The 24,443-nt window shown below is 70.3% G+C and carries 20 protein-coding genes and 1 pseudogene; 11 read left to right on the forward strand and 10 right to left on the reverse strand.

All coding sequences use genetic code 11. From position 1 onward, the window contains the following. Positions 1-3 precede the first annotated feature (3 nt). From D3218_RS11195 to D3218_RS11220, 6 genes are read left to right on the forward strand one after another with little or no spacing between them, the layout of a single operon-like run. The gene (locus tag D3218_RS11195) at positions 4-1,581 is read left to right on the forward strand and encodes a type II and III secretion system protein family protein (protein ID WP_119540157.1); all 1,578 of its coding nucleotides are present in this window, start codon (positions 4-6) and stop codon (positions 1,579-1,581) included. Beyond that, positions 1,578-2,285, forward strand: coding sequence for a CpaD family pilus assembly protein (locus D3218_RS11200; RefSeq protein WP_119540158.1), 708 nt, complete (start codon positions 1,578-1,580; stop codon positions 2,283-2,285). Before D3218_RS11195 ends, D3218_RS11200 begins: the two co-directional genes overlap by 4 nt. 13 nt (positions 2,286-2,298) lie before the next feature. Continuing rightward, positions 2,299-3,573: a CpaE/TadZ family protein gene (locus D3218_RS11205; RefSeq protein WP_119540159.1), complete on the forward strand. Its 1,275-nt coding sequence runs from the start codon at positions 2,299-2,301 to the stop codon at positions 3,571-3,573. Between the two features lie 13 nt (positions 3,574-3,586). Continuing rightward, complete coding sequence (locus D3218_RS11210) at positions 3,587-5,065, forward strand: TadA family conjugal transfer-associated ATPase (RefSeq protein ID WP_119540160.1); 1,479 nt, start codon at positions 3,587-3,589, stop codon at positions 5,063-5,065. Continuing rightward, on the forward strand, positions 5,062-6,060 hold the full coding sequence (locus tag D3218_RS11215) for a type II secretion system F family protein (protein ID WP_119540161.1): 999 nt from the start codon (positions 5,062-5,064) through the stop codon (positions 6,058-6,060). The genes D3218_RS11210 and D3218_RS11215 overlap by 4 nt, the downstream gene beginning before the upstream one ends. Positions 6,061-6,116: 56 nt before the next feature. Continuing rightward, a complete protein-coding gene (locus D3218_RS11220) occupies positions 6,117-7,106 on the forward strand; it encodes a type II secretion system F family protein (RefSeq protein WP_119540162.1) in 990 nt (329 codons plus the stop codon). A gap of 149 nt (positions 7,107-7,255) precedes the next feature. On the opposite strand, the gene D3218_RS11225 is transcribed toward D3218_RS11220, so the two are convergent. Next, the gene (locus D3218_RS11225; RefSeq protein ID WP_245415008.1) at positions 7,256-8,140 is read right to left on the reverse strand and encodes a tetratricopeptide repeat protein; all 885 of its coding nucleotides are present in this window, start codon (positions 8,138-8,140) and stop codon (positions 7,256-7,258) included. 99 nt (positions 8,141-8,239) lie between these two features. Between D3218_RS11225 and D3218_RS11230 the strand changes: the two genes are divergently transcribed. From D3218_RS11230 to D3218_RS11240, 3 genes are all read left to right on the forward strand, one after another. Beyond that, positions 8,240-9,622: a leucyl aminopeptidase family protein gene (locus D3218_RS11230; protein ID WP_119540163.1), complete on the forward strand. Its 1,383-nt coding sequence runs from the start codon at positions 8,240-8,242 to the stop codon at positions 9,620-9,622. 72 nt (positions 9,623-9,694) lie between these two features. Beyond that, entirely contained in the window at positions 9,695-10,045 is a 351-nt protein-coding gene (locus tag D3218_RS11235; RefSeq protein WP_119540164.1) for a MarR family transcriptional regulator, read from the forward strand. Then, positions 10,042-10,905: a C40 family peptidase gene (locus D3218_RS11240; protein WP_119540165.1), complete on the forward strand. Its 864-nt coding sequence runs from the start codon at positions 10,042-10,044 to the stop codon at positions 10,903-10,905. Before D3218_RS11235 ends, D3218_RS11240 begins: the two co-directional genes overlap by 4 nt. A gap of 4 nt (positions 10,906-10,909) precedes the next feature. On the opposite strand, the gene D3218_RS11245 is transcribed toward D3218_RS11240, so the two are convergent. The 9 genes from D3218_RS11245 to D3218_RS11285 form a co-directional block, all read right to left on the reverse strand. Beyond that, complete coding sequence (locus tag D3218_RS11245; RefSeq protein ID WP_168990495.1) at positions 10,910-11,806, reverse strand: 2-hydroxyacid dehydrogenase; 897 nt, start codon at positions 11,804-11,806, stop codon at positions 10,910-10,912. A gap of 41 nt (positions 11,807-11,847) precedes the next feature. Beyond that, positions 11,848-12,507 carry an NUDIX domain-containing protein gene (locus D3218_RS11250; RefSeq protein ID WP_119540167.1) on the reverse strand — a complete coding sequence of 220 codons (660 nt, stop codon included), beginning with the start codon at positions 12,505-12,507 and terminating at the stop codon, positions 11,848-11,850. Then, on the reverse strand, positions 12,504-14,159 hold the full coding sequence (locus tag D3218_RS11255; RefSeq protein WP_168990483.1) for an ABC transporter ATP-binding protein: 1,656 nt from the start codon (positions 14,157-14,159) through the stop codon (positions 12,504-12,506). The genes D3218_RS11250 and D3218_RS11255 overlap by 4 nt, the downstream gene beginning before the upstream one ends. Before the next feature lie 15 nt (positions 14,160-14,174). Beyond that, positions 14,175-15,182, reverse strand: a complete 1,008-nt coding sequence (locus tag D3218_RS11260) for a cation diffusion facilitator family transporter (RefSeq protein ID WP_119540168.1) — start codon at positions 15,180-15,182, stop codon at positions 14,175-14,177. 7 nt (positions 15,183-15,189) lie between these two features. Beyond that, positions 15,190-16,296 carry an ABC transporter permease gene (locus D3218_RS11265; RefSeq protein WP_119540291.1) on the reverse strand — a complete coding sequence of 369 codons (1,107 nt, stop codon included), beginning with the start codon at positions 16,294-16,296 and terminating at the stop codon, positions 15,190-15,192. Between the two features lie 121 nt (positions 16,297-16,417). Further along, a complete protein-coding gene (locus D3218_RS11270; RefSeq protein WP_119540169.1) occupies positions 16,418-17,503 on the reverse strand; it encodes a microcin C ABC transporter permease YejB in 1,086 nt (361 codons plus the stop codon). Between the two features lie 38 nt (positions 17,504-17,541). After that, positions 17,542-19,422, reverse strand: a complete 1,881-nt coding sequence (locus tag D3218_RS11275; protein ID WP_119540170.1) for an extracellular solute-binding protein — start codon at positions 19,420-19,422, stop codon at positions 17,542-17,544. A gap of 10 nt (positions 19,423-19,432) precedes the next feature. Then, a complete protein-coding gene (locus D3218_RS11280; RefSeq protein ID WP_425359304.1) occupies positions 19,433-21,379 on the reverse strand; it encodes an extracellular solute-binding protein in 1,947 nt (648 codons plus the stop codon). Positions 21,380-21,617: 238 nt separating this feature from the next. Then, positions 21,618-22,598: a c-type cytochrome gene (locus D3218_RS11285; protein ID WP_119540172.1), complete on the reverse strand. Its 981-nt coding sequence runs from the start codon at positions 22,596-22,598 to the stop codon at positions 21,618-21,620. Positions 22,599-22,817: 219 nt separating this feature from the next. Here D3218_RS11285 and D3218_RS20110 point away from each other — a divergent pair. Next, positions 22,818-23,519 (forward strand): annotated as a pseudogene (locus D3218_RS20110) (3-deoxy-manno-octulosonate cytidylyltransferase); the annotation flags it as partial. Continuing rightward, entirely contained in the window at positions 23,493-24,407 is a 915-nt protein-coding gene (locus D3218_RS20115) for a prephenate dehydratase (protein WP_245415021.1), read from the forward strand. The pseudogene D3218_RS20110 and the gene D3218_RS20115, both read left to right, overlap by 27 nt. Positions 24,408-24,443 lie beyond the last annotated feature (36 nt).

The raw sequence follows: 24,443 nt of genomic DNA on the forward strand, positions 1-24,443 counted from the left end.
CCGATGGCCAACCGCATCCTGCGACCCCTGGCCCATGTCGCCATGGCCGCCTTGGCGGCCGGCGCGCCGGACATGGCGCTGGCCGCGTCGAACGACGCCATCATCTCCGTGCACCGGCTCAACCAGACGATCCCGCTCGGCCTGGCCAAGAGCAAGGTGGTCGATCTGCCGCGCGACGCCCACGACATAGTGGTGGCCGATCCCTCGGTGGCCGACGCGGTCACGCGCACGCCCCGGCGGATCTATCTCTTCGGCAAGCGGGTCGGTCAGACCAACATCTTCGTGTTCGATGCGGCCGGTCGCGAGATCGCCGTCCTGGACCTCAAGATCGAGCGCGACATCGAGGGGCTGGCCGCCACCATCCGCCGCTTCATCCCGACCGCGGACGTCAAGGCGGAGATGCTGAACGACAACGTCATCCTGACGGGAACCGTGCAGAACGCGCAGGACGCGGCACGCGCCGTGGACCTCGCCACGATCTTCACGCGCGGCGGCGAGGCGACCACGGGCCAGTACGTCAGGACGGCGTCGGCCTCGAGCACGTCGGCCAGCATTTCCTCCTCGTCCGTCTCGCAGATCGCCCCGAGCCTCCAGCGCAGCCAGATCGTGAACCTCCTCCAGATCCAGGGCGAGGACCAGGTCACGCTCAAGGTGACCGTGGCGGAGGTACAGCGCTCCATCGTGAAGCAGCTCGGCATCGACGGCATCGGCATCGCCTCGATCGACGGCATCGCTTTCTCCGCCGCGACCGACAACCCGTTCGGCCTCGGCAAGGCGATCTCGAACTCCGGCCTCAACCTCCTGAACGGCGGCAGCAGCGACAACGGCATCTCGGCCCAGCTCCAGGCGCTGGAGCAGGCGGGCGTGATGCGCACCCTGGCCGAGCCGAGCCTCACGGCCATCTCGGGCGAGAGCGCCTCGTTCAAGGTTGGCGGCGAGTTCTCGATCGCCAGCGGCAAGAGCGAGACCGCGCAGACGCGCACGGCGATCCTCAACAACGCCGGCAACATCGTCGGCTACGACACGACGCCGGCCAGCGTGGAGTACGAACACCGCGAGATCGACTACGGCATCGGCCTCGACTTCACCCCAGTGGTCCTGTCGCCTGGCCGCATCAGCCTGAAAATCCGCACCTCCGTGTCCGAGCCGACCTTCGAGTCGCCTTACGCCATTCCGGGCGGCATCGCGCCGGGCGTCAATCTCGTGGGTATCCGCAAGCGCCTCGCCGACACCACGGTGGAGCTGCCCTCCGGTGGCAGCCTGGTGATCGCCGGCCTCGTGCGCGACGAGATGCGGCAGGTGATCTCCGGCTATCCCGGCCTGTCCAAGATCCCGATCCTCGGCACGCTGTTCCGCTCGCGCGACTTCCAGCGCTACGAGACCGAGCTCGTCGTGATCGTGACGCCCTACCTCGTGCGGCCCGTGGCGCGTCAGGACCTCGCGCGGCCCGACGACAACCTGGCCTTCACCTCGGACGGTTCCGGCAACCTTCTCGGCCGCATCAACCGCGTCTACGGCCGGTCCGAATCCGCCCCTCCGTCCAGCCGCTACCACGGCACCGTTGGATACATCTACAAATGAGAGCGCACGCGACCCCCTCCGCCGCCCGGCGCCTCGCCTCGGCCGGCTTCGTCCTGGCCGCCCTCGGCCTCGCCGGCTGCGCGCAGCGCCCGGACGCCTCGTTGAACTTCGTGCCGGACGACTACCGCGCCCGCCATCCGATCATCGTCGGCGAGGCCACGCAAGACCTCGACATCCTGGTCGCCTCGTCCGAGACGCGACTGACCTACGCCGACCTCACGCGGGTGCAGAGCTTCGCCGCGCGCTTCCGCGCCTCCCGCGCCGCCGTGATCCGCATCCAGACCCCGGCCGGCACGCGCAACGCCGCCGCGGCGGGGCTGGTGGTCAAGGACATGGTGCGCGCGCTGGGCCGCGAAGGCGTGCCGCACTCGCGCATCCTCGTCTCCTCGTACGACGTCGACGCCGGCGGCGAGGCGTTCCCGATCCGCCTCTCCTTCAACGGGCTCACAGCCGCACTCGACCACCCGTGCGGCCAGTGGCCGAAGGATCTCGGCGACACCTACCAGAACCGCAACTACGAGAACTTCGGCTGCGCCAGCCAGGCCAACCTCGCCGCCCAGATCTCCGATCCGCGCGACCTGCTCGGGCCGCGCGGCATGAGCGAGATCGACGCCGAGCGTCGGACCACAGTGATCGGCGACTACCGGCAGGGCAACGCGACGGCCTCCGAACGAAGCCGAACCGAATCCAACTACGACTGGTAGGAAGGTGCCGTCCATGTCATCCACGCCCTTCTCCGAGACCGCCTACCATCTCGACGACGAGACGCTGAGGGAGCGCCTCGACGCGCTCCGACCCATCCCGCGCATCTCGGTCCAGGCCTTCTGCGAGACGCCCGAGGTCGCAGGCGTGATCGAGGCCGCCGGTGCCGATCGGCGCATGTCCAAGGCGCATCTGCGCGTCCACACCGGGGGCATCCGCGCCGCGGCCGAACACTACGCTTCGGCGCCCACGCCCAACCTGGTGATCCTGGAATCCCAGTTCGCCCCGGCCGAGCTCCTGGCCGAGCTCGACACGCTCGCGGAAGTCTGCGATCCCGGCTCGAAGGTCGTGGTGGTCGGCCACTGCAACGACGTGTCCCTGTACCGCGAGCTGACGCGGCGCGGCATCTCGGAATACGTGCTGGCCCCCATATCCCTGTCCGAGCTCGTGGGCCTCGTGTCGCAGCTCTTCGCCGCGCCGGACGCGGCGCCGCTGGGCCGCTCGGTCGGATTCGTCGGCGCCAAGGGCGGCGTCGGCTCCTCCACCGTCTCGCACAACGTCGCCTGGTCGATCGGCAAGCTGTTCGCCTCCGACGTGGTGCTGGCCGACCTCGACCTGCCCTTCGGCACCGCCAACATCAACTTCGACAAGGATCCCGCCCAGGGTGTCGCCGAGGCCGTGTTCTCGGCCGACCGGCTGGACGAGGTGTTCCTCGATCGCCTCCTGGCCAAGTGCGCCGACCACCTGTCGCTGCTGGCGGCCCCGTCGACGCTGGAGCGGACCTACGACTTCGAGCCGGAGGCCTTCACGCCGCTGATCGAGGCGGCCCAGCGCGGCACGCCCTCGGTGGTGCTCGACCTGCCCCATGCCTGGAACGACTGGACGCGCAGCGTGCTCCAGCGGATCGACGAAATCGTCATCGTGGCGACGCCGGACCTCGCCAACCTGCGCAACGCCAAGAACCTCGTCGATACGCTGAAGCGGCTGCGGCCGAACGACGTGCCGCCGCGGCTCGTGCTCAACCAGACCGGCATGCCCAAGCGCCCCGAGATCGACCCGCAGGAGTTCGCCGAGCCGCTGGGCCTCGCCCCGCTGGCGACGATCGCCTTCGACCCGGCCGTGTTCGGCACGGCGGCCAACACGGGGCGGATGGTCTGCGAGGCGGAGCCCAAGCATCCGTCGGTGGAGGCGTTCGCCGAGATCGCCCACGCGGTGACCGGGCGCAACCCCGCCAAGCGGGCGCAGAAGTCGGCGCGGTCCGGCCTGTTCGGCCTGATGCGCCGCCGCTAGGTTCGGAGGAAACATGTTCGGAAAGCGCGGACCCGACACCCCGGCCAAGGCTCCCATGCCGGCCGCCGCCCTGGCACCGGCGCCCGCGCGCCCGGCGGCTCCCGCCCCGGTCGCGGCTCCGGTCGCGGCGGCGGCGCCCGCGCCGGCGCGCCGCGCCCCCGAGCCGCCGCCCGCATCCGCAACCGCCGCCAAGCCCCGGTCCGACAGCTACTACGAGACCAAGAGCAAGGTCTTCGCCGCGCTGATCGACACGATCGACCTGTCGCAGCTCGCCCGGCTCGAAACCGAAGCGGCGCGCGAGGAGATCCGCGACATCGTCAACGACATCATCGCGATCAAGAACTTCGCGATGACGATCGCCGAGCAGGAAAGCCTGCTGGCCGACATCTGCAACGACGTGCTCGGCTACGGGCCGCTCGAGCCGCTGCTGGCGCGCGACGACATCGCCGACATCATGGTCAACGGCGCCCGGCAGACCTTCATCGAGGTCGCCGGCAAGGTGCACGAGGCGGGCGTCCGCTTCCGCGACAACCAGCAGCTCCTCAACATCTGCCAGCGCATCGTCAGCCAGGTCGGGCGACGCGTCGACGAATCCTCGCCGATCTGCGACGCGCGCCTGCCCGACGGCAGCCGCGTCAACGTTATCGCGCCCCCGCTCGCCATCGACGGCACCGTCCTGACGATCCGCAAGTTCAAGAAGGACAAGCTGACGCTGGATCAGCTCGTGAACTTCGGCGCGATCTCGCCAGAGGGCGCGGAAATCCTTCAGATCATCGGTCGCGTCCGCTGCAACATCGTGATCTCGGGCGGCACGGGCTCGGGCAAGACGACGCTCCTCAACTGCCTGACGCGCTACATCGACGAGGACGAGCGCATCATCACCTGCGAGGACTCGGCCGAGCTCCAGCTCCAGCAGCCCCATGTCGTGCGCCTCGAGACCCGCCCGCCCAACATCGAGGGCGAGGGCGAGATCACCATGCGCGATCTCGTCAAGAACTGCCTGCGCATGCGCCCCGAGCGGATCATCGTCGGCGAGGTGCGCGGCCCCGAGGTCTTCGACCTCCTCCAGGCGATGAACACGGGCCACGACGGATCGATGGGAACGATCCACTCCAACTCGCCGCGCGAGTGCCTCAACCGTATCGAATCCATGATCGCCATGGGCGGCTTCTCCCTGCCGTCGCGCACGGTCAAGGAGATCATCACGGGCTCCATCGACGTGATCGTGCAGGCGGCCCGCCTGCGCGACGGCTCGCGCCGCATCACCCACATCACCGAGGTGCTGGGGATGGAGGGCGACGTCATCACCACGCAGGACCTCTTCGTCTACGACATCCTCGGCGAAGACACGCGCGGTAGGCTGATGGGCCGCCACCGATCCACCGGCGTCGGGCGCCCGGCCTTCTGGGACCGCGCGCGCTACTACGGCGAGGAGCAGCGGCTCGCGCGCGCGCTCGATGCGGCCGAGGTCAAGGGCGGGACGGGCGCATGATCGCGATCGCGTTCGTCGCCCTCGCCACGATCGCGCTCGGGGCCCTGACCTATGCGATCCTGGAGCCCCGCCTCCAGGTCGAGAAGAACGCGCGAAGCCGCCTCGGCCAATACAAGCAGAGCGAGAGCGATGCCCTCGCGAAGCGGCAGGCGCGCGACCGCATGCAGGAGGTGGCCAAGCGCCGCAAGTCGATCCAGTCGTCCCTGGACGACCTCGACAGCAAGCAGAAGGCCAAGTCCCGCCACGCCCGCAACGCGACGATCGACAGGCGCATCGTCCAGGCGGGGCTCAAGCTGTCGATGCGCGCCTTCGTGCTCGCCAGCGTCGGGCTCGGCGTCGTGATGGCCCTCGTGGCGCTCGTCTGCGGCGCTCCGCTGCTGGTGGCCGCCGGCATCGGCATCGTGGGCGGCCTCGGCGTGCCGCGCTGGCTCCTCGGCTTCCTGCGCAAGCGGCGGCAGAAGAAGTTCGTGGACGAGTTCGCCAATGCCGTGGACGTGGTGGTGCGAGGCATCCGATCCGGCCTGCCCTTGAACGACACGCTGCGCATGGTGGCCGCCGAGACGCCGGAACCCGTCCGCTCCGAGTTCGCCCGCGTGGTGGAGGGGCTTCAGATGGGCCTCTCGATGACCGAGGCGGTGGAGCGGCTCTACCAGAACATGCCCCTGGCCGAGACCAACTTCTTCGCGATCGTGGTGTCGATCCAGAGCCAGGCGGGCGGCAATCTCGGCGAGGCCCTGTCCAACCTGTCGCGCGTCCTTCGCGAGCGAAAGCGGATGAAGGGCAAGATCCAGGCGATGTCCATGGAGGCCAAGGCATCCGGCGCCATCATCGGCGCTCTGCCGTTCATCGTCGGCTTCCTCGTCTACCTCACCTCGCCCGACTACATCTCGATCCTCTTCACCACCAGCTCGGGCAACCTGGTTCTCGTGTGCGCGGGCATCTGGATGTCGGTCGGCATCGTCGTCATGCGCAACATGATCAACTTCGACTTCTGACGCCGCGCGGTGGCCTCGGCGCCACCCGGACGGCGGCCCTCTAGGATGCAGCGCCCATGGACGCAGTTCTGAGCCTCCTCGGCCTATCGAGCCAGGCGGCGCTCGGCCTTCTGGTGGCCGTCGCCGTGTTCGCGACCTTCGTCTCGGTGGCGCTGCCGCTGCTGACAGGGCGCGAGATGAAGACGCGGATGCGCGCCGTGGCGCTGGAGCGCGAGGAACTGCGCGCGAGAGAGCGCGCGCGCCTGGCGAGCGAGCGCGACTTGGGGCGCGGCCGAGGCCTGCGCAAGGAGCAGGACGTGTCGTTCGCGGCCCGCGTCGTGGAGCGGCTGGACCTGCGCACCGCGCTGATGGACGAGGCCACGCTGGCCAAGCTGCGCGTGGCGGGACTGCGCTCGCAGCGGGCCACCACCCTGTTCCTGTTCTGCCGGGTGACCCTGCCGCTCGTGTTCGGTCTGCTGGCTGTCTTCTACATCTTCGGCCTCAAGCTGATGGCGGGATACACGCTTCCCGTGCGCCTGTTCGTCTGCATCCTGGCGGCCTATGCCGGGTTCTACGCGCCCAACTTCTACGTCAGCAACCGATCCACCAAGCGCGGCCAGTCGATCAACCGTGCCTGGCCGGACGCTCTGGACCTGCTCCTGATCTGCGTCGAATCCGGCAATTCGATCGAGGCCGCGTTCCGCCGCGTCGCGGACGAGATCGGCATCCAGTCGATCGAACTGGCGGAGGAACTGGTGCTGGTCTGCGCCGAGCTCTCGTATCTGCCGGAACGGCGCCAGGCCTACGAGAACCTCGTCGCCCGCACCGGCATGGAATCGGTGCGCTCCGTCTCCACCGCGCTGATCCAGGCCGAGCGCTATGGCACGCCGCTCGGCGTGGCGCTGCGCACCATGTCCCAGGAAAGCCGCGACATGCGCATGATGGCGGCCGAGAAGAAGGCCGCCGCGCTGCCTCCCAAGCTCACCGTGCCGATGATCCTGTTCTTCCTGCCGGTTCTCTTCGCCGTGATCATCGGCCCGGCCGCGATCCAGATCATCAACCGGTGAAGCGATGACCCTGGAGGATGCGGGTGTGGCCGGTCCTACGCCGGCCGATCCGTGACGTCCGGACGCAAAGGATGCGTCGCGACGTCGCCCGTTCGCGTAGCGTTCGCTAGGCGGACGGCCGCGCCTCCATTCAGGCGGCGGGGCGTGCGTCAGCCGCGGTCCTCGGCGGCGAGTTCGGACCAGGTGTTCTTCTGCGACAGCATCTGGCGCAGATAGACGACGTTGGCCTTGGCCTCCTCGGGGCTGAGAACGGCCGAGGCGGTGCGCTCGGCCTCGTCGAACCGCCCCTGCAGGCCCATCACCAGCGCCAGGTTCTGGCGCACGCGGGCGTCGGCGCCGGGCTGGGCCACGGCGCGCGAGAGGTAGCTCTCGGCCTTCGGCAGATCGTTGGCCAGAAGGTAGGACATGCCGAGGTTCGACAGGATCGAGGGCTCGCTCGGCTGGATCACCAGCGCCTTCTCGTAGAGGACGCGCGCCTTCTGGGGCTGGCCGAGCTGGTCGAGGATGGCGCCTTCGGCCGAAAGGAGGCGCCAGTCGGGGCGGTCCGGCGTCTGGGCGCGGCGCACGGTCTCCAGCGCCTTGGGCAGATCGCCGGCGGCGGCCAGCGCCTTTCCGTAGGCCGACAGGACGTCGCGGTCGTTGGGATGGGCGATCGCCATCTGCTGCATCACAGCGAGCGACTGATCGTTGCGGCCGGTCATCTGGAGCGCCGAGGCGAAGGCGAGGCCGTTGTCCTTGTCCTTCGGGTTGCCGTCGTAGCGCGCGCCGTAGGCCCGGACCGCGCCGGCCAGTTCCTCGGCCGACATCTCGGACAGCGGCTTCTCGCCGCGCAGGGCGGTGGCCGAGGCGGACGCCGCAGGGGAGGGGCCGATCGACCCTGTGTGCATGCGCGAGGTCTGGTTGCAGCCGGCCAGCGCCGCCAGCGCGGCCAGGCCCCCGGCGAGCGCCGCCCGCCTTGCGCGAAGCGCCGGCCGGGCGTAGGCCCCTTCGTGAAGCGAGGCGGCGGACCGGCTGAAAGGTTCGATGGCGCGCATGGGTCCCGATCCGGCTGTGCAGTCTGTCGCCAAGCCATAAATCGTTAACCTTACCGCTCCCTTAATCCTTCGGAGCGCGCCACGAGGAACCCATCGCCCATGACATCCCGCCTCCTGCCCCCGGGTTCCGCCGCACGCCCCGTCCACCTCGCGGGCGAGGGCGACACCGCCGCGCTGCCGGAGGCGCTCGGGTCCTGGGCCCGCGCGACGGGCTGGAAGGGCGGAGCGGGCAGCGTCCTTCTCGCGCCGGGCGCCGACGGGGCGCTCGCCTCGGCCGCGCTCGGCCTCGGCGCACCCGGCGCCGGCGCGGCGGAGCGGTCGCTGCTCACCGGCGCGCTGGCGACCGGCCTGCCGGCCGGCGACTGGGCCTTGGCCGCCGGCCACGGGCTGGACCCGGATCTGGCGGCGCTCGGCTTCCTGCTCGGCGCCTATCGCTTCGACCGCTACCGGTCCAAGGCCGCCGACGACGGGCCGCGGCTGGCGCTGCCCGAGGGTGCCGACGAGGCGCGCGTGCGCCTGGAGGCGGCCGCCGCCGCGCTGGTGCGCGACCTCGTCAACACGCCCGCCAACGATCTCGGGCCGGACGGGATCGAGGCGGCCGCGCGGGCGCTGGCGCGCGAATACGGGGCGAGTGTCTCGGTGACGGCGGGCGACGAGCTTCTGTCCGCCGGCTTCCCGATGATCCACGCCGTGGGCCGTGCGAGCGCGGTGGCTCCACGCCTGATCGACATCGGCTGGGGTCCGGAGGACGCGCCCCGCGTGACGCTGGTGGGTAAGGGCGTCGCCTTCGATACCGGCGGTCTCGACATCAAGCCCGCGTCCGGCATGCTCCTGATGAAGAAGGACATGGGCGGCGCGGCCAACGTGCTCGGGCTTGCCCGCATCGTGATGGGCGAGGGGCTGCGGGTGCGCCTGCGCGTGCTGATCCCGGCGGTCGAGAACGCCATCGCCGGCAACGCCTTCCGGCCCGGCGACGTGCTGCCGAGCCGCAACGGCAAGACGGTGGAGATCGGCAACACGGACGCGGAAGGGCGGTTGATCCTCGCCGACGCCCTGAGCCTTGCCGACGAGGAGGCGCCCGAGATCCTGGTCGACATGGCGACGCTCACGGGGGCCGCGCGCGTCGCGCTGGGCCCGGACCTGCCGCCCTTCTTCACCGACGACGAGGGTTTCGCGGCCGAGCTCGCGGCCGCGGCGTCCGCCGTTCACGACCCGCTCTGGCGCCTGCCTCTCTGGAAGCCCTACGCGCGGAACCTCGCCTCCAAGATCGCCGACGTCAACAACGTGACGGCCGACGGGTTCGCCGGGTCGGTCACCGCGGCGCTGTTCCTGCAGGGCTTCGTCGCCCGGGCGAAGACCTGGGCGCATCTCGACGTCTACGGATGGCGCCCGCAGGCGGGGCCGACCGGCCCGGCCGGCGGCGAGGCGCAGGGCATCCGCGCGCTCGCCAGGGTGCTGCGGGCGCGCTATCCGGCTTCTTGAAACGGCCTCAATCCCCATGTCCTGTGACCGGACCGGTTCCGAAACGAGAGCCGGATTCGGTGGGGACCGGGGATGGCGATCGAGATCCGCCCGGCGCAGGCACTGCGCCTGCTGCACGGCAACGCATTGAAGCAGACGCACGAGGCGGGACCGGATCTGACGACCCGCCAGACCGCGATCCTCCTGACCGTCTATCTGGAGCCGCCGCCCCATACGGTGCGTGGGCTGGCCGAGAAGCTGAAGGTCACCAAGCCCGTGGTGACGCGCGCCCTCGACACGATGGGGCGGCTCAACCTCCTGGAGCGCCGGCGCGATCCGCAGGACCTGCGCAACGTGCTCGTGCGCCGCACGGTGGAGGGCAGCCTCTTCGTGTCGCAGATGGCCGACCGGCTGGTGGACGAGGCAGGCGGGCTCGCCCGATGACGGTGGCGCTGGACCGCCGCATCCACGCCGCGCGCCCGGACCTTGCCGACGAGCGGCTGCGCGGGCGCGTCGAGGCCGACCGCTTCGTGCGCGGCGAGCCCGCTCACGTCGACGCGCCGCTGGCCGACCTGCGCCGCCATCCCTCGCCCGACGCCCCGCTGGAGACGCAGTCCCTGCACGGAGAGTCGGTGACGATCTTCGAGGAGACGCCGGAGGGCTGGTGCTGGGTGCAGCTCGAGCGCGACCGCTATGTCGGCTGGATGCCGGCCGCGGCGATCCTCGCGGGGCCGCCGCCGGAGGCGACCCACCGGGTGCGCGTGCCCCGGACCTTCGTCTTCCCGGGCCCGGACATCAAGCGCCCGCCGATGCGCGAGCTGACGCTGGGCGCGCGCGTCAGCGTCCGTGCCGAGGCCGAGGACCACAACGCCACCTATGCGCTGATGCTGCCCTTCGGCGCGGTCGTGGTGCAGCATCTCGAACCCGCCGATGTCCGCACCGCCGATTTCGTTTCGGTGGCGGAAGAGTTGCGGGGGGTGCCCTACCTATGGGGCGGCAAGTCGGCTTCGGGCATCGACTGCTCGGGCCTCGTGCAACTAGCCTTGAGCTTTGCGGGCATCGAGGCGCCGCGCGACACCGATCTTCAGGCCGCGTCGCTGGGGCGTCCCCTCCGGGCGGACGAGCCCTTGCAGCGAGGCGACCTCGTGTTCTGGCGCGGCCATGTCGGGGTGATGCTGGACGGGGAGACGCTGCTCCACGCCAACGCCCACCACATGATGACGGCGGCCGAACCGCTGGCCGAGGCCGAGCGGCGGGCGCTCGCCAAGGGCTCGCCCGTGACGGTGCGGCGGCGCCTCGGCTAAGGCGTCAGTAGCCGGCGCCGCGATCCACCACGTTGCCGAGCGCCTCGCCGCGCCGGTGCGCCGCGATCTGCGACATGATGATCGGTGCGAGCGCCGCCGGATCGGACGAGGCGGCGGCGTGCGGCGTCACGAACACGCGGGGATGGCGCCAGAGCGGGCTGTCCGGGGCGAGCGGCTCGCGCTCGAACACGTCGAGCGAAGCCTCCATCAGGCGCCCGTCGTTCAGCGCGCGCAGGATGGCGGAATCCTTCTGGAGGCCACCGCGCCCCGCGTTCACCAGCGAGGGCGTGCCGAGCGGCGTCTCCCGCTTCAACCGCGACAGGAAGCCGTCGTCGATCATGCCCCGCGTTTCCGCGGTGAGCGGCAGGAGCACGACCAGGATGTCCGCCCGCGACAGCACGGCGTCGAGCCCGGCCTCGCCGTGGAAGCACTCGACGCCTTCGACCGTCTTCGGGCGGCGGCTCCAGCCCGAGACGCGGAAACCGAGGGTCCCGAGCTTGGATGCGGCGTCGCGGCCGAGTTCGCCGAGCCCGAGCACGCCGACCTCGATCTCGGACGCCGCCGGCTGGCGCCGCTCGTTCCAGATCCGCGCCGCCTGCTGCGCGCGGTAGGTCATGCCGCGCCGGTGGTGGTCGAGCACCCGCCACACGACGTATTCGCTCATGCGGTGGGTCAGGTCGTCGGCCACGATGCGCAGGATCGGCACGTCCGGCAGCGTCTTGTCCTGCAGGATGTGATCGACGCCGGCGCCGAGCGAGAACACGGCGCGCAGGTTCGGCAGGTTCGACAGCACGCCGGGCGGCTGCCGCCAGACCACGGCGTAGTCGATGCTCTCGTCGGCCGCGCTGGCGGGACGCAGCACCACCGTTTCGCCGGGCGCGGCCGCCAGGAGGGCCTCCATCCAGCGCGTGGCGTCGAAACCGGTGACGGAAAGGAGGATGCTCAAGAGACGGGGTCCGTTTGGATCGAATCGGCGAGAAGCGCGGCATGGGCACGGCCGTGGCGCGCGAACCAGTGCGTCGCGCAGACCAGGAACCCGTTCTGCACGGCGCCCCGGTCCACCGCGTCCAGCAGCGCGTCGAAGGGGGCGGGGATGGCGAGGATGTCCTCGTCCTCGTCGGCCTTGCCGCCCCGGCCGGTGAGGTGCGCGGTATCGACGATGGCCAGGAACACCATCGCCAGTTCGTCGGTGAGCCCGGGCGTCGACAGGACGGAGAAGCAGTGCGCCACCGCGCGCGGCCGGAGACCCGTCTCCTCCTCCAGTTCGCGCGCGGCGCCGGCGGCGGGGTCCTCGCCCTCGTCGATGCCGCCGGCCGGCAGCTCCAGCGGCGCGGCGTGAGGCGTCGCGAGCGCGGCGCCGACGCGGAACTGGCGGATCACGACGATCGCGTCCCGCGCCGGATCGTAGGGGATCACCACGGCGCAGCGCCCGCCGCGCACGATCTCGCGCCGCACCCGCCCGCGCCGCGCCTCGGCCAGCGGCGCGTGGGTCAGCGTGAGCACGTCGAGCGGGCGGAACCCGTCGAACACGCGCCGCTCCTCGCTGACGGAGAAGTCGAGCGGCTGGTCCTCCAACCGCGCGCGGTAGGTCGGGGCGCTCACTGGGCGACGTCCGCCGCGCCGGCCGCCTCGATGCGGAAGGCGGCGGCCATCAGGGCCTTGGTGTAGTCGGTCTTCGGGCGCTCGAAGATCTCCTCCGAGGGGCCGCGCTCCACCACCTGGCCGCCGCGCATCACGATCACCTCGTTGGCGAGCGCGCGCACGACCTTGAGGTCGTGGCTGATGAAGAGATAGGCGAGGTCGTGCTTGCGCTGAAGGTCGCGCAGGAGATCGACCACCTGCGCCTGCACGCTCATGTCGAGCGCCGAGGTCGGCTCGTCCAGCATCACGAAGCGCGGGTTGAGCACCATGGCGCGGGCGATGGCGACGCGCTGGCGCTGGCCGCCGGAGAACTCGTGCGGGTAGCGGAAGCGCGTCGCGGGATCGAGGCCGACCTCCTCGAGCGCGGAGACGACGCGCGCGTCCCGCTCCGCCTTCGAGAGCTTCGGCTGATGCACCTGCAGGCCTTCCGCCACGATGTCGGCGATGGGCATGCGGGGGCTGAGCGAGCCGTAGGGGTCCTGGAACACGATCTGGATGCGGTCGCGCCAGTCGCGCATCTCGCGCGACGACTTGGTGTCGATCCGTGTCCCGTCGAAGCGGATCTCGCCCTCGCTCGCGATCATCCGGCAGAGCGCGAGGCCGAGCGTCGTCTTGCCCGAGCCGGATTCGCCGACGACGCCGACCGTCTGACCGGCGCGCACGGCGACGTCGATCCCGTTCACCGCCTTCACATGGTCGCTCACGCGCCGCATGAGGCCCGTGCGCACGGGAAACCAGACCTTCACGCCCCGGCCTTCCATGACGAGCGGCGCGTTGGCGTTGGCGGCCGGCGGGCGTCCCTTCGGCTCGGCCGCCAGAAGGTGCTTGGTGTAGGCGTGCTGCGGGTTGGCGAAGATCTCCGCCGTCGGTCCGGTCTCGACGATCTCGCCGCGATACATCACGCAGACCCGGTCGGCGATGCGCCGGACGATGCCGAGGTCGTGGGTGATGAAGAGGAGGCCCATGTCCCGCTCGGCCTGGAGCCGTTTCAGGAGCTCGAGAATCTGCGCCTGCACCGTCACGTCGAGCGCGGTGGTCGGCTCGTCGGCGATCAGGAGGTCCGGCTCGTTGGCGAGCGCCATGGCGATCATTACGCGCTGCCGCTGGCCGCCCGACAGCTGGTGCGGATAGGAGCCGAGCCGCTTCTCGGGCTCGCGGATGCCGACCTGATGGAGCAGCTCGAGGGTGCGCTCGCGCGCGGCCCTGTCGGACAGGCCGCGATGGATCTTCATCACCTCGCCGATCTGGCGCTCGATCGTGTGGAGCGGATTGAGCGAACTCATCGGCTCCTGGAAGATCATCGAGATCTTGTTGCCGCGCACGCCGCGCAGCGCCTTGTCGTCGGCGGCGATGAGATCCTTCCCCTGGAAGACCACGGCGCCGCCGGGATGGCTGGCGGACGGATAGGGGAGGAGCTTGAGGATCGACAGCGCCGAGACCGACTTGCCCGACCCTGATTCGCCGACGAGCGCCACCGTCTCGCCCTTGTGGATCGCAAAGGACACGCCTTTGACGGCAAGGCTCGTCTCGCCGTTCTGGTGGAAGGCGACCTTCAGGTCGCGGACGTCGAGAAGCGGTGCGCCGGCGTCGGGGCGGGGGGCGATCTGGCTCAAGCGGCTCTCATCCTCTCAGGCCGGACGGGGGTGGGCGCCGTGGGCGTGGTGATGGTGCCCGTGATCATGGCTCGCGTGGTCATGGGCATGATCGCCGCCGCAGGCGGTTCCCGCATCGGCGCAGTGCCCGTGCTCGAGTTCCACCGTCGCGTGGTCGATCCGGAAGTCGTCGCTCAGCATCGCCTTCACGCGGCGCACCACGGCCGTCCCGTCGGCGCCCTCCGGCACGCAGACATGAAGCGTCGCCGCCCGGCGGCGCGGCGTGATCATCCAGACATGGACGTGGTGCACGTCCTCGATGCCGGGGATCGCTGCGCGCAGGTGGCGGCCGACCTCCGTGCCGTCGACGCCCGCCGGCGCACCCTCCAGGAGCACGTGCGCGGACTCCCGCACCAGACGCCAGGCGTTGGCGAGGATCAGGAGGCAGACGAGGACGGACAGGATCGGGTCGATCTGCGTCCAGCCGGTGGCAAGGATCACCACCGACGCCACGATGGCGGCGACGGAGCCGAGAAGGTCGCCGAGGACATGCAGCAGCGCGCCGCGCATGTTGAGGTCTTCCTTGTCGCCCCCGTGGAGCACGTAGAAGGCCGCGACGTTGACGAGGAGACCGGCGACGGCGACGACCAGCATCGGGCCGGCGAGGATCTCGACCGGCTCCGAGAACCGCCGCCACGCCTCGTAGACGATCACGGCGGTGATGCCGAAGAGCACGAGGCCGTTGGAATAGGCGACGAGGATCTGGAACCGGTCGTAGCCGTAGGACCGCTTGGCGTCGGCCGGCCGAAGGGCGAGGCGCGCGGCGGCGAAGGCCAGGACGAGGCCGGCGAAGTCCACGAACATGTGGCCGGCATCGGCGAGAAGCGCGAGCGAGCCGGAGATCAGACCGCCCGCGATCTCCGCCAGCATGAAGAGGCCGGTGAGGGCCGCCGCGATGCCGAGCCGCTTGGTGCTGGCATGCGCGGCATGGTCGTGGTGGTCGTGGCCGGCGTGGTCGTGGGAATGGCCGTGATGGTCGCTCATGACGCGGTCACCGGAAGCTCTTGCGAGGGTCGAAGGCATCGCGCACCGCCTCGCCGACGAAGACGAGAAGCGAGAGCATCAGCGACAGGACCACGAAGCCCGAGATGCCGAGCCAGGGTGCCTGGAGGTTGTTGCGGCCCTGCGCCAGGAGCTCGCCGAGGGATGGCGAGCCGGGCGGCAGTCCGAAGCCCAGGAAGTCGAGCGACGTCAGCGTGGTGATCGACCCGTTCAGGATGAAGGGCAGGAAGGTCAGCGTCGCCACCATGGCGTTGGGCAGGAGGTGGCGGCCCATGATGGTCCAGTCGCCGACGCCGAGCGCGCGGGCGGCATTGACGTATTCGAAGTTGCGCGCGCGCAGGAACTCGGCCCGCACCACGCCCACGAAGGCCACCCACGAGAACAGGAGCATGATGCCGAGGAGGATCCAGAAGCCGGGCGGCAGGATCGCGGCGACGATCAGGAGCAGGTAGAGCACCGGGATCGAGGACCAGATCTCGATGAAGCGCTGGAACAGAAGATCGACCCAGCCGCCGAAATAGCCTTGAACGGCGCCCGCGAAGACGCCGATCACGGCCGAGGCGGCGGTCAGGATCAGGCCGAACAGGACGGAGATGCGGAAGCCGTAGATCAGCCGGGCGAGCACGTCCCGCGCCTGGTCGTCGGTGCCGAGCCAGTTCCAGTTGCCGACCGTGCAGTTGGGGTCGGCCACCCCTTGCGGGTAGCGCGCGCAGCGCTCCTCCTTGGAGAAGGTCCAGGACGGCGGGGAGGGGGCGGGCGTCGGGATCTCGTTGTTGACGCTCTGGTAGGAGTAGCGGATCGGCGGCCAGATCATCCAGCCGTTGGCGGCGATCTCGTCCTGGATGAACGGGTCGCGGTAGTTGGTGACGGGCAGGAAGCCGCCGAACACCTCCTCCGGGTAGTCCCGGAAGATCGGCGCGTAGTACTCGTTCTTGTAGGAGATCAGGATCGGCTTGTCGTTGGCGACGAACTCGGCGCAGAGCGTCACCACGAAGAGCAGGCCGAAGATCCAGAGCGACCACCAGCCGCGCCGGTTGGCCTTGAAGTTCTGCCAGCGGCGCTGGTTGAGCGGGGACAGGCGCGGCGGCCGGCCCATGGCGACCACCGGCGGCCCGGCCTGGGCGACGCCGCTGGCGCCGCCCTGCGCCTCGCGCAGCGTGGCCGGCTCGGCCGGGCGATCCTTGGCGTTGCGGTCCTCGACGGTATCGGTCACCGGGTCAGACCTCCCGCCGCTCGAAGTCGATGCGCGGATCGATCCAGGTATAGGTGAGGTCGGAGATCAGCGTGGTCACGAGCCCGATCAGGGAGAAGATGTAGAGCGTGGCGAACACCACCGGATAGTCCCGCTTGTAGATGCTCTCGAAGGACAGGAGGCCCAGCCCGTCCAGGGAGAAGATGGTCTCGATCAGCAGCGAGCCGGCGAAGAAGGCCGAGATGAAGGCGCCCGGAAAGCCGGCCACGATGATGAGCATTGCGTTGCGGAAGACGTGGCCGTAGAGCACGCGCCGCTCGGCGAGGCCCTTGGCCCGCGCGGTGGTCACGTACTGCTTGCGGATCTCGTCCAGGAACGAGTTCTTGGTCAGGAGCGTGGTGGTGGCGAAGGCCGAGAGCGACAGCGCGATCAGCGGCAGCGTCAGGTGCCAGAAGTAGTCGGCGATGCGCGCCGGCCAGGACAGCTGCGCCCAGTTGTCGGAGGTGAGGCCGCGCAGCGGAAACCAGTCGAGGAACGAGCCGCCCGCGAACAGGACGATCAGCAGGACGGCGAACAGGAAGCCGGGGATCGCGTAGGCGACGATGATGACGGCGCTCGTCCAGGTGTCGAAGCGCGAGCCCTCGTGCAGCGCCTTGCGGATGCCGAGCGGGATCGAGATCACGTAGGAGAGAAGCGTGATCCAGAGGCCGAGCGAGATCGATACGGGCAGCTTCTGGACGATCAGGTCGACCACGGTGGCGTTGGAGAAGAAGCTCGTCCCGAAGTCGAAGCGGGCGTAGTTCCAGATCATCTCGCCGAAGCGCTGCCAGGCCGGCTTGTCGAAGCCGAACTGCTCCTCCAGCCGCTTGATGAACTCCGGGTCGAGCCCCTGCGCCCCGCGGTAGCCGGACGTGTCGCCGCTCTGGGCGGCCATGTCGCCGCCCCCGCCGCCCAGCCGGTCCGCCGCGCCGCCGCCCTGGCCCTGGAGGCCGGCGATCACCTGCTCCACCGGGCCGCCGGGCGCGAACTGGATGACCACGAAGGACACGGCCATGATCCCGAGCAGCGTCGGGATCATCAGGAGAAGGCGTCGAAGGATGTATGCGGCCATTCAGCGGTTCCGTTGTGCGAAGGCGTCGGCGGGCGCGATCACGCCCGGCCGATCGCCTTGGCCTTGGATTCGTCGTACCACCAGAGATGTTCCACCGGAAAGCCGTATTCGGGCTTCGTGGGCGCCATGCCGAACATGTCCCACCACGCGCTGTTGTGGCCCTCGGCGTGGATGTTCGGGATCCAGTCGAGCCGCCAGCGCAGCACGCGGTCGAGCGCGCGCATGGTATGCGTCAGCTCGTCGCGGCTCCTCGCCTCGCCGATCCGGTCGAGAAGTCGGTCCACCGCCGGGCTCGCCATGCCGGGATAGTTGTAGGACCCGTCGCGGTCGCGCGCGTTCGAGCCGAAGAAGAGCGACATCCCTTCGCGCGTCGGCGTGCCGTTGAAGCCGAAGCGGCAGAGGATCATGTCGAAGTCGAAGCGGTTCAGCCGGTCCTGATACTGGGCGGCGTCCACCACGCGCATCGACGCCTCGACGCCGAGCAGCTTCATGTTCTCGACCATCTTCCCGTAGACGCGACCCTGCTCGGGGTCGTTCAGGAGATATTCGAGGCGGAATGGCTGGCCGGCCGCGTCCACTAGGGTCGAGCCCCGCCGCGTCCAGCCGGCGGCGGCGAAGAGCTCGGAGGCTTCGCGCAAGGGCCGACGGTCGCGGCCCGAACCGTCGGTGACGGGCTGGGTCCAGACCTCGCCGAAGACCTCCGGCGGCAGGTCGGCCCGCAGCGGCTCGAGGACGGCGAGTTCCTCCGGCGTCGGCGCGCCGGTCGCCACGTAGTCCGACAGCTCGAACGGCGACTGAGAGTGCTGGCGCAGGCCGAACAGGAGGTTGGCGTTGGTCCACTCGAAGTCGAAGCACAGGTTGATCGCGCGTCGCACCCGCGCGTCGCCGAACTGGGCCCGGCGCTGGTTCAGCGCCCAGCACTGGAAGTTCGGCCAGCTCTCGCCGGGGATGGTGTCGCGCTTCACGCGTCCGTCCTGCGCGGCCGGGAACGCGTATTCGCTCGCCCAGGCGCGCGGCGTGAACTCCTCGCGATAGGTCACGTCGCCCTTCTTGAAGGCTTCCAGCGCGGCTTGACGGTCTCGGAAGCACTCGACGCGGATGGTCTGGAAATGGCCGAGCCCCTTGGAGAAGGGCATGTCGCGGCCCCAGTAGTCGGCGCGCTTCTCGTACTCGATGAAGCGCCCGGCGGCGTAGCGGCCCACCTCCCATGCTCCGGAGCCGGGAATAGCATCGAAGCCGCCCTGCCCGAAGGGTCGGTCGGCGAAGAAGGCGGCCGGCACGATCGGCATCGACAGCGCGGCCAGCGCGGTCGGCACGGTCTGGCGGCCGGAAAAGACGATGCGAACGGTCCGCTCGTCCTCGGCGGCGACCTCGGTCACCTCCACGAGCTGGATGGCAAGGGACGGATGGCCCTCCCGTTTCAGCGTGTCGTAGGAGAACACGACGTCGGCGGCCGTCACCGGCGCGTCGGTCGAGAAGCGCGCCTCAGGCCGCAGCCGGAAGGTGAAGCGGTTGCCGTCGGCGGAGACCGCGACGCTTTCGGCCAAAAGCCCGTAGATCGCGTCCGGCTCGTCCAGCGTGGAGAGCATCAGGCCCTCGTAGAGCATCTCCATGCGCGGCGGCGCGTTGCCTTGGAGCACCAGCGTGTTGAACGTGTCGAACGTGTCGGGGGACTGGTTGAAGAACCAGGACGGCACGGTGAAGGTGAACCGGCCGCCGGCCGGCGCCTCCGGCGTCGCGTAGTCGAACTGCGCGTAGTCCGCCGGATATTTCAGATCGCCGAAGGCCGACAGGCCGTGCAGCGGCGTGTCGGCGGGATTGTCGGCGAAGGACAGGCGGGGCAGGGCGGCGGCCGCCGCCGCGCCCATCGCCAGCTTGCCGAAATGGCGACGGCTGATGCGAACGAAGCTTTCCGTCATCGGTCGGCCCTCAGGGTCGCGAGGCGGGAATGGCGGGCGCGGCGGCCGGGTCGGGCGCGCCCGCAGCCGCCTGATCTGCCGGCGTGTTCACCGGCACCTCGCCCTTGACCCACCACGAGAACGGATCGATGCCGGCATAGGCCGGTCGCCGCTCGGGCATGCCGAACTTGTCCCACCAGGCGAGCCAGATGTTGGGGTTGTGGTACTGCGGCACGACGTAGAAGTTCCACAGGAGAACCCGGTCGAGGGCGTGCGTCGCGGCCACGAGACTGTCGCGGTCCGGCGCGTAGATGATCTTCTCGATGATGGCGTCGACGGCCGGGTTGCGGATGCCGGCCGCGTTGCGGCTACCCGGCTGGCTCGCCGCCGCGCTGGACCAGAAGTCGCGCTGCTCGTTGCCGGGCGAAAGAGACTGCGCCATGACGTCGGTCACTACGTCGTAGTCGAAATTGTCGGCGAGCGCCTGATACTGCGAGGCGTCCACGATGCGCGTCGAGGTCTCGATGCCGAGACGCTTGAGCTGGTTGGCGAAGGGATCGATGACGCGGCTCGAGGACGGGTCGGCCGCCAGGAACTCGATGCGGAACGGCTCGCCCTTGGCGTTCACGAGCTGCGAGCCCTGCCGCTTCCAGCCGGCCTGCGTCAGGAGTTCGAAGGCCTCGCGCAGGTAGGTGCGCTCGGCGCCCGGGTCCGAGTAGTCGGGCAGGGTGAAGGGCGTCGTGAAGACTTCGGGCGGGATCTCGGCGCGCAGCGGCTCGAGGATCTTCAGCTCCGCCTCGCTCGGCAGGCCCGAGGAGGCGAGCTCGGTGCCCTGGAAATAGCTCGTGGTGCGCGCGTACTGCCCGTAGAACAGCGAGCGGTTCATCTCCTGGAAGTTGTAGGCGAGCGTCAGCGCGTGACGCGTGCGCGGATCGGAGAACTTCTCGCGCCGCGTGTTGAGCACGAAGCCCTGCATCGGCTCGCCGCTCTCGGAGGGAATCGCCTCCTTCTTGACGCGCCCGTCGCGGAAGGCGGGGAAGTCGTAGCCCTGCGCCCAGCGGCCGGCGCTGTTCTCCGAGCGGTAGTCGGAGAAGCCGCCGCGCTTGAAGGCCTCCCAGCCGGCGCTCTGGTCGCGGAAGTAGGTGTAGCGGATCTCGTCGTAGTTGAAGCGGCCGCGGCGGGGGCCCTTGTCCGCCGCCCAGTAGTCCGGCACGCGCTCCCAGGTGACGGTGGACCCGGGCTGGTAGGCCTTGACGCGGTAAGGGCCCGATCCGACCGGGACCTCCAGCGTCGGGTTGTCGATGTCGCGCTTGCGCCCCTGCGCGTCCGTGCCTTCCCAGAAGTGCCGGGGCAGCACCACGAGGTCGCCCATGATGTTGGGCAGCTCGCGGTTTCCGGTCTGATCGAAGCGGAAGGTCACCTCGCGCTCGCCGGTCACCTCGGCGCTGGTCACGTTGTGGTAGTAGTTGGCGTAGAGCGGGGACAGGCGCGTCACCGTCCGGAAGGTCCAGATCACGTCGTCGGCGGTGATCGGCTGCCCGTCCTGGAAGCGGGCGTCGGGATCGAGACGGAAGGTGACGGAGGAGAAGTCGTCCGGGTAGCGCATCGCCTCGGCGATCAGCCCGTGGCTGACGCCCGGCTCGTCCGGTGCCTGGTCCATCAGCGTGTCGTAGGCGATCCCCCCGCCGAAGGCGGCGAAGCCGGCCGCCGGGGTGCCTCGGACGGGGAAGGGGTTGAAGCTGTCGAACGTCCCCGACGTCTGGAGATTGAGGCGCCCGCCCTTCGGCGCGTCGGGGTTCACATAGTCGTAATGGGCGAAGTCGTCGCCGTATTTCGAGGGCCGGATCAGCGACGACGAGGTCCGCCATTCGCCCGCCTGCCGCGTCGGCGTACCGGGCGCTGCGGGTGCCGCCGCCTCCTGCGCCAGGGCCGGCGCGCCCGACAGGGCGAGGAAAGCGGTCAGGGCGAGGGCGGACACGGCGCGCGAGACTGGCGGCAAATCGATCTCCATCTGGCGGGGCCGGCGCGGCGGGCGGGCCGGATGCCCAGACCCCGCCCGAGCTTTGTGGCCTTCCTCGGGCGAAAGGCGCGTCTGACGAAAGTGTAAGCTTCGCCGCCACCCTGTCCACCCGAGCTAGCGCGCGAACCGGGCCCGAAACGAAGAAAGCCGGACCTTGGCCGGTCCGGCTTTCCCGTCGTCGAAGCGTCTTCTGTGCTTACTGCGCCGGAGCCGGAGCCGGAGCCGGATTTTCGGCCGGGGCGGCGGGAGCCGCCGGCGTCGCGGGGGCCGGGTTCTGCTGCGGGGCCTGCGTGCCCGGTGCCTCCGGCGCGGCCTGGCCCGGCTCGGCCGGCGGCACGGGGGCACCCGCCGGCGCGCTGGTCGCGTTGTCGCCGGTGGCGGGCACCGTTCCGGCGGGCGGGGTGGTCGGGGCGGCGCCCGTGGTCTGGTCGGTGGTGCCGGCGCCCTGCGGCTGGCTCACCGCGTCGTTGGGCAGCGCGTTCGCGTTGGTGGTGGCGTTCGGCGTGGTCGGCGCGGGGGCGGCCGCGCCCTCGGCGGGCGCCGCGGCACCCTCGGCCGGCGCTGCCCCTTCGGCAGGTGCCGCGCCCTCGGCCGCCGCTTCGCCGCCGGCCGGCGCGCCGGCGTCGGGCGCGGGCGGCGGGGGCGGGTTGTCGGACAGGGTGCCGAGATAGGCGAGAAGGTCCGCGCGCTCCTGGTCCTTCGGGATGCCCGCGAAGCCCATGGCCGTGCCCTGGACGTACTGCTTGGGGCCGTGCAGGAAGTGGTTCAGGTGGTCCCAGTCCCAGACGACCGACTTGCCCTGCGAGAACTCGGTCAGCGCCGCCGAGTAGCTGAAGCCCTCGTGCGAGGCGATCGGCCGGTTCACGATGTCCCACAGGTCGGGGCCGACCTTGTTGGGGCCGCCCTTCTCGCCCGAGTGGCAGGCCTGGCAGCGCTTGAAGATCGCCGCGCCCGCCTCGGCGTTGGCGGACTGCATGAGCTGGCCGACCGGCGTCACCTCGTTGGCGGCCGGGGCGGCGCCGCCGCCGGCCGGCGCGTCGGGCACCGCGATCTCGAAACCGGGTTTCTCGGGCGTCTCTGCGTGGAAGATGCCCTCGGCCAGTAGGCTGCCGCCGAACAGAACGAACACGGTGCCGAGCAGGGCGCCGAAGATCTTGTTGGCCTCGAACGAATTCATGATAAAGGGCGGCTCCCTCTGCAGCCGGCGCAAGGGGCCGACGACACGCGCTTTCGACGTTCCGCGGACCGAAGCGTGTTCCGCCGGCTCCGGCGGCCCCTGCTGAGCCCGTCAATTGGAAGCGTTCTGACATTCCGATCGGAATCGATCAAGCGCCCTCCTGTCACAGCTTCGCCTAAATTTCCCACGTCCGCACCAGAGTTCCCGTCCATGTCCACCATGATCCTCATCCCGTCCCGACTGGCCTCGACCCGGCTTCCCGCCAAGCCGCTCGCCGACATCGCGGGACGTCCGATGATCGTGCGCGTGGCCGAGCGTGCGCGCGAGGCCGCCATCGGCCGCGTCGTGGTGGCCACCGACGATCCCTCGATCCGGGACGCGGCGGTGGCGGCCGGCTTCGAGGCGGTGATGACGGGCGGCCACCACCAGTCGGGCTCGGACCGGATTTTCGAGGCGCTGGAGCGCCTCGATCCGGCGGGCGAGGTGGAGACGGTGATCAACCTCCAGGGCGACCTGCCGACCATCGAGCCGGAGACGATCCGCGCCGTGCTGCGCCCGTTCGAGGATCCGCGCTGCGACATCGCAACCGTCGCGGTCGCCATCGCGAACGAGGCGGACCGGGACGATCCGAGCGTGGTCAAGCTGGTCGGCACGCCGGTGGGGCCGGACCGGCTGAGCGCCCTCTACTTCACCCGCGCCACGGCGCCCACGGGCGAGGGGCCGCTCTATCACCACGTCGGCATCTACGCCTATCGGCGGGCGGCGCTCGCGCGTTTCGTGGCGCTCGCGCCCTCGCCGCTGGAGACGCGCGAGAAGCTGGAGCAGCTCCGCGCGCTGGAAGCGGGAATGCGGATCCAGGCGGAGGTCGTGGACGCCGTGCCGCTCGGTGTCGACATGCCCCATCAGCTGGAGGAGGCGCGCCGCTTCTTCGAGCCGGCGGCCCGTTCGGGCCGGATTTCCTTCCAGGGCGAGCCGGGCGCGAATTCCGACACCGCGTCCCGCACCATGTATCCCGATCTCGAGCCCCTGCCGTGCCCGACCTTCGAGGATGCGCTGGCCGCCGTGACGCGCGGCGAGGCCGACCTCGCGATGATCCCGATCGAGAACACCATCGCCGGCCGCGTCGCCGACATCCACCATCTCCTGCCCGTCTCGGGCCTCCAGATCGTGGGCGAGTTCTTCCTTCCGATCCGCTTCCAGCTCATGGCGAAGCGCGGGGTGGCGATGGGCGACATCCGCGAGGTGCACAGCCATATCCACGCCCTCGGCCAGTGCCGCGGCATCCTGCGCCGCAACGGCTGGAAGCCGGTGGTGGCCGGCGACACGGCCGGAGCGGCGCGCGTCGTCTCGCAGATGCCGGAGCCCCACGTCGCCGCGCTCGCGCCGCGCCTGGCGGCCGAACTCTACGGGCTCGACATCCTGGCCGAGAACGTCGAGGACGCCGAGCACAACACGACGCGCTTCGTGGTCCTGTCGCGGCCGGGCCGGGGGCGGGAGCTCTGGGCGCCGCGCTCGGAGGGGGTGGTGGTGACGACCTTCGTGTTCGAGGTGCGCAACCTGCCGGCCGCCCTCTACAAGGCGCTCGGAGGCTTCGCCACCAACGGCATCAACATGACCAAGCTCGAAAGCTACCAGCTCGAGGGCAAGTTCGTGGCGACGCAGTTCTTCTCCGACATCGAAGGCCATCCCGAGGACCCGGGCGTCGCCCGCGCGCTGGACGAGCTGCGCTTCTTCTCCAAGCGCGTGTCGATCATGGGCGTCTACCCCGCTTCGCCGGACCGTCCGGCCCATCCGCACGCGGCGGACTGAGGGCGCCCCGCCCCAACGAAAAAGGCCCCGCGCGAG

The organism is Aureimonas flava (assembly GCF_003583935.1).
In the GTDB taxonomy this organism is placed as follows: domain Bacteria; phylum Pseudomonadota; class Alphaproteobacteria; order Rhizobiales; family Rhizobiaceae; genus Aureimonas; species Aureimonas flava.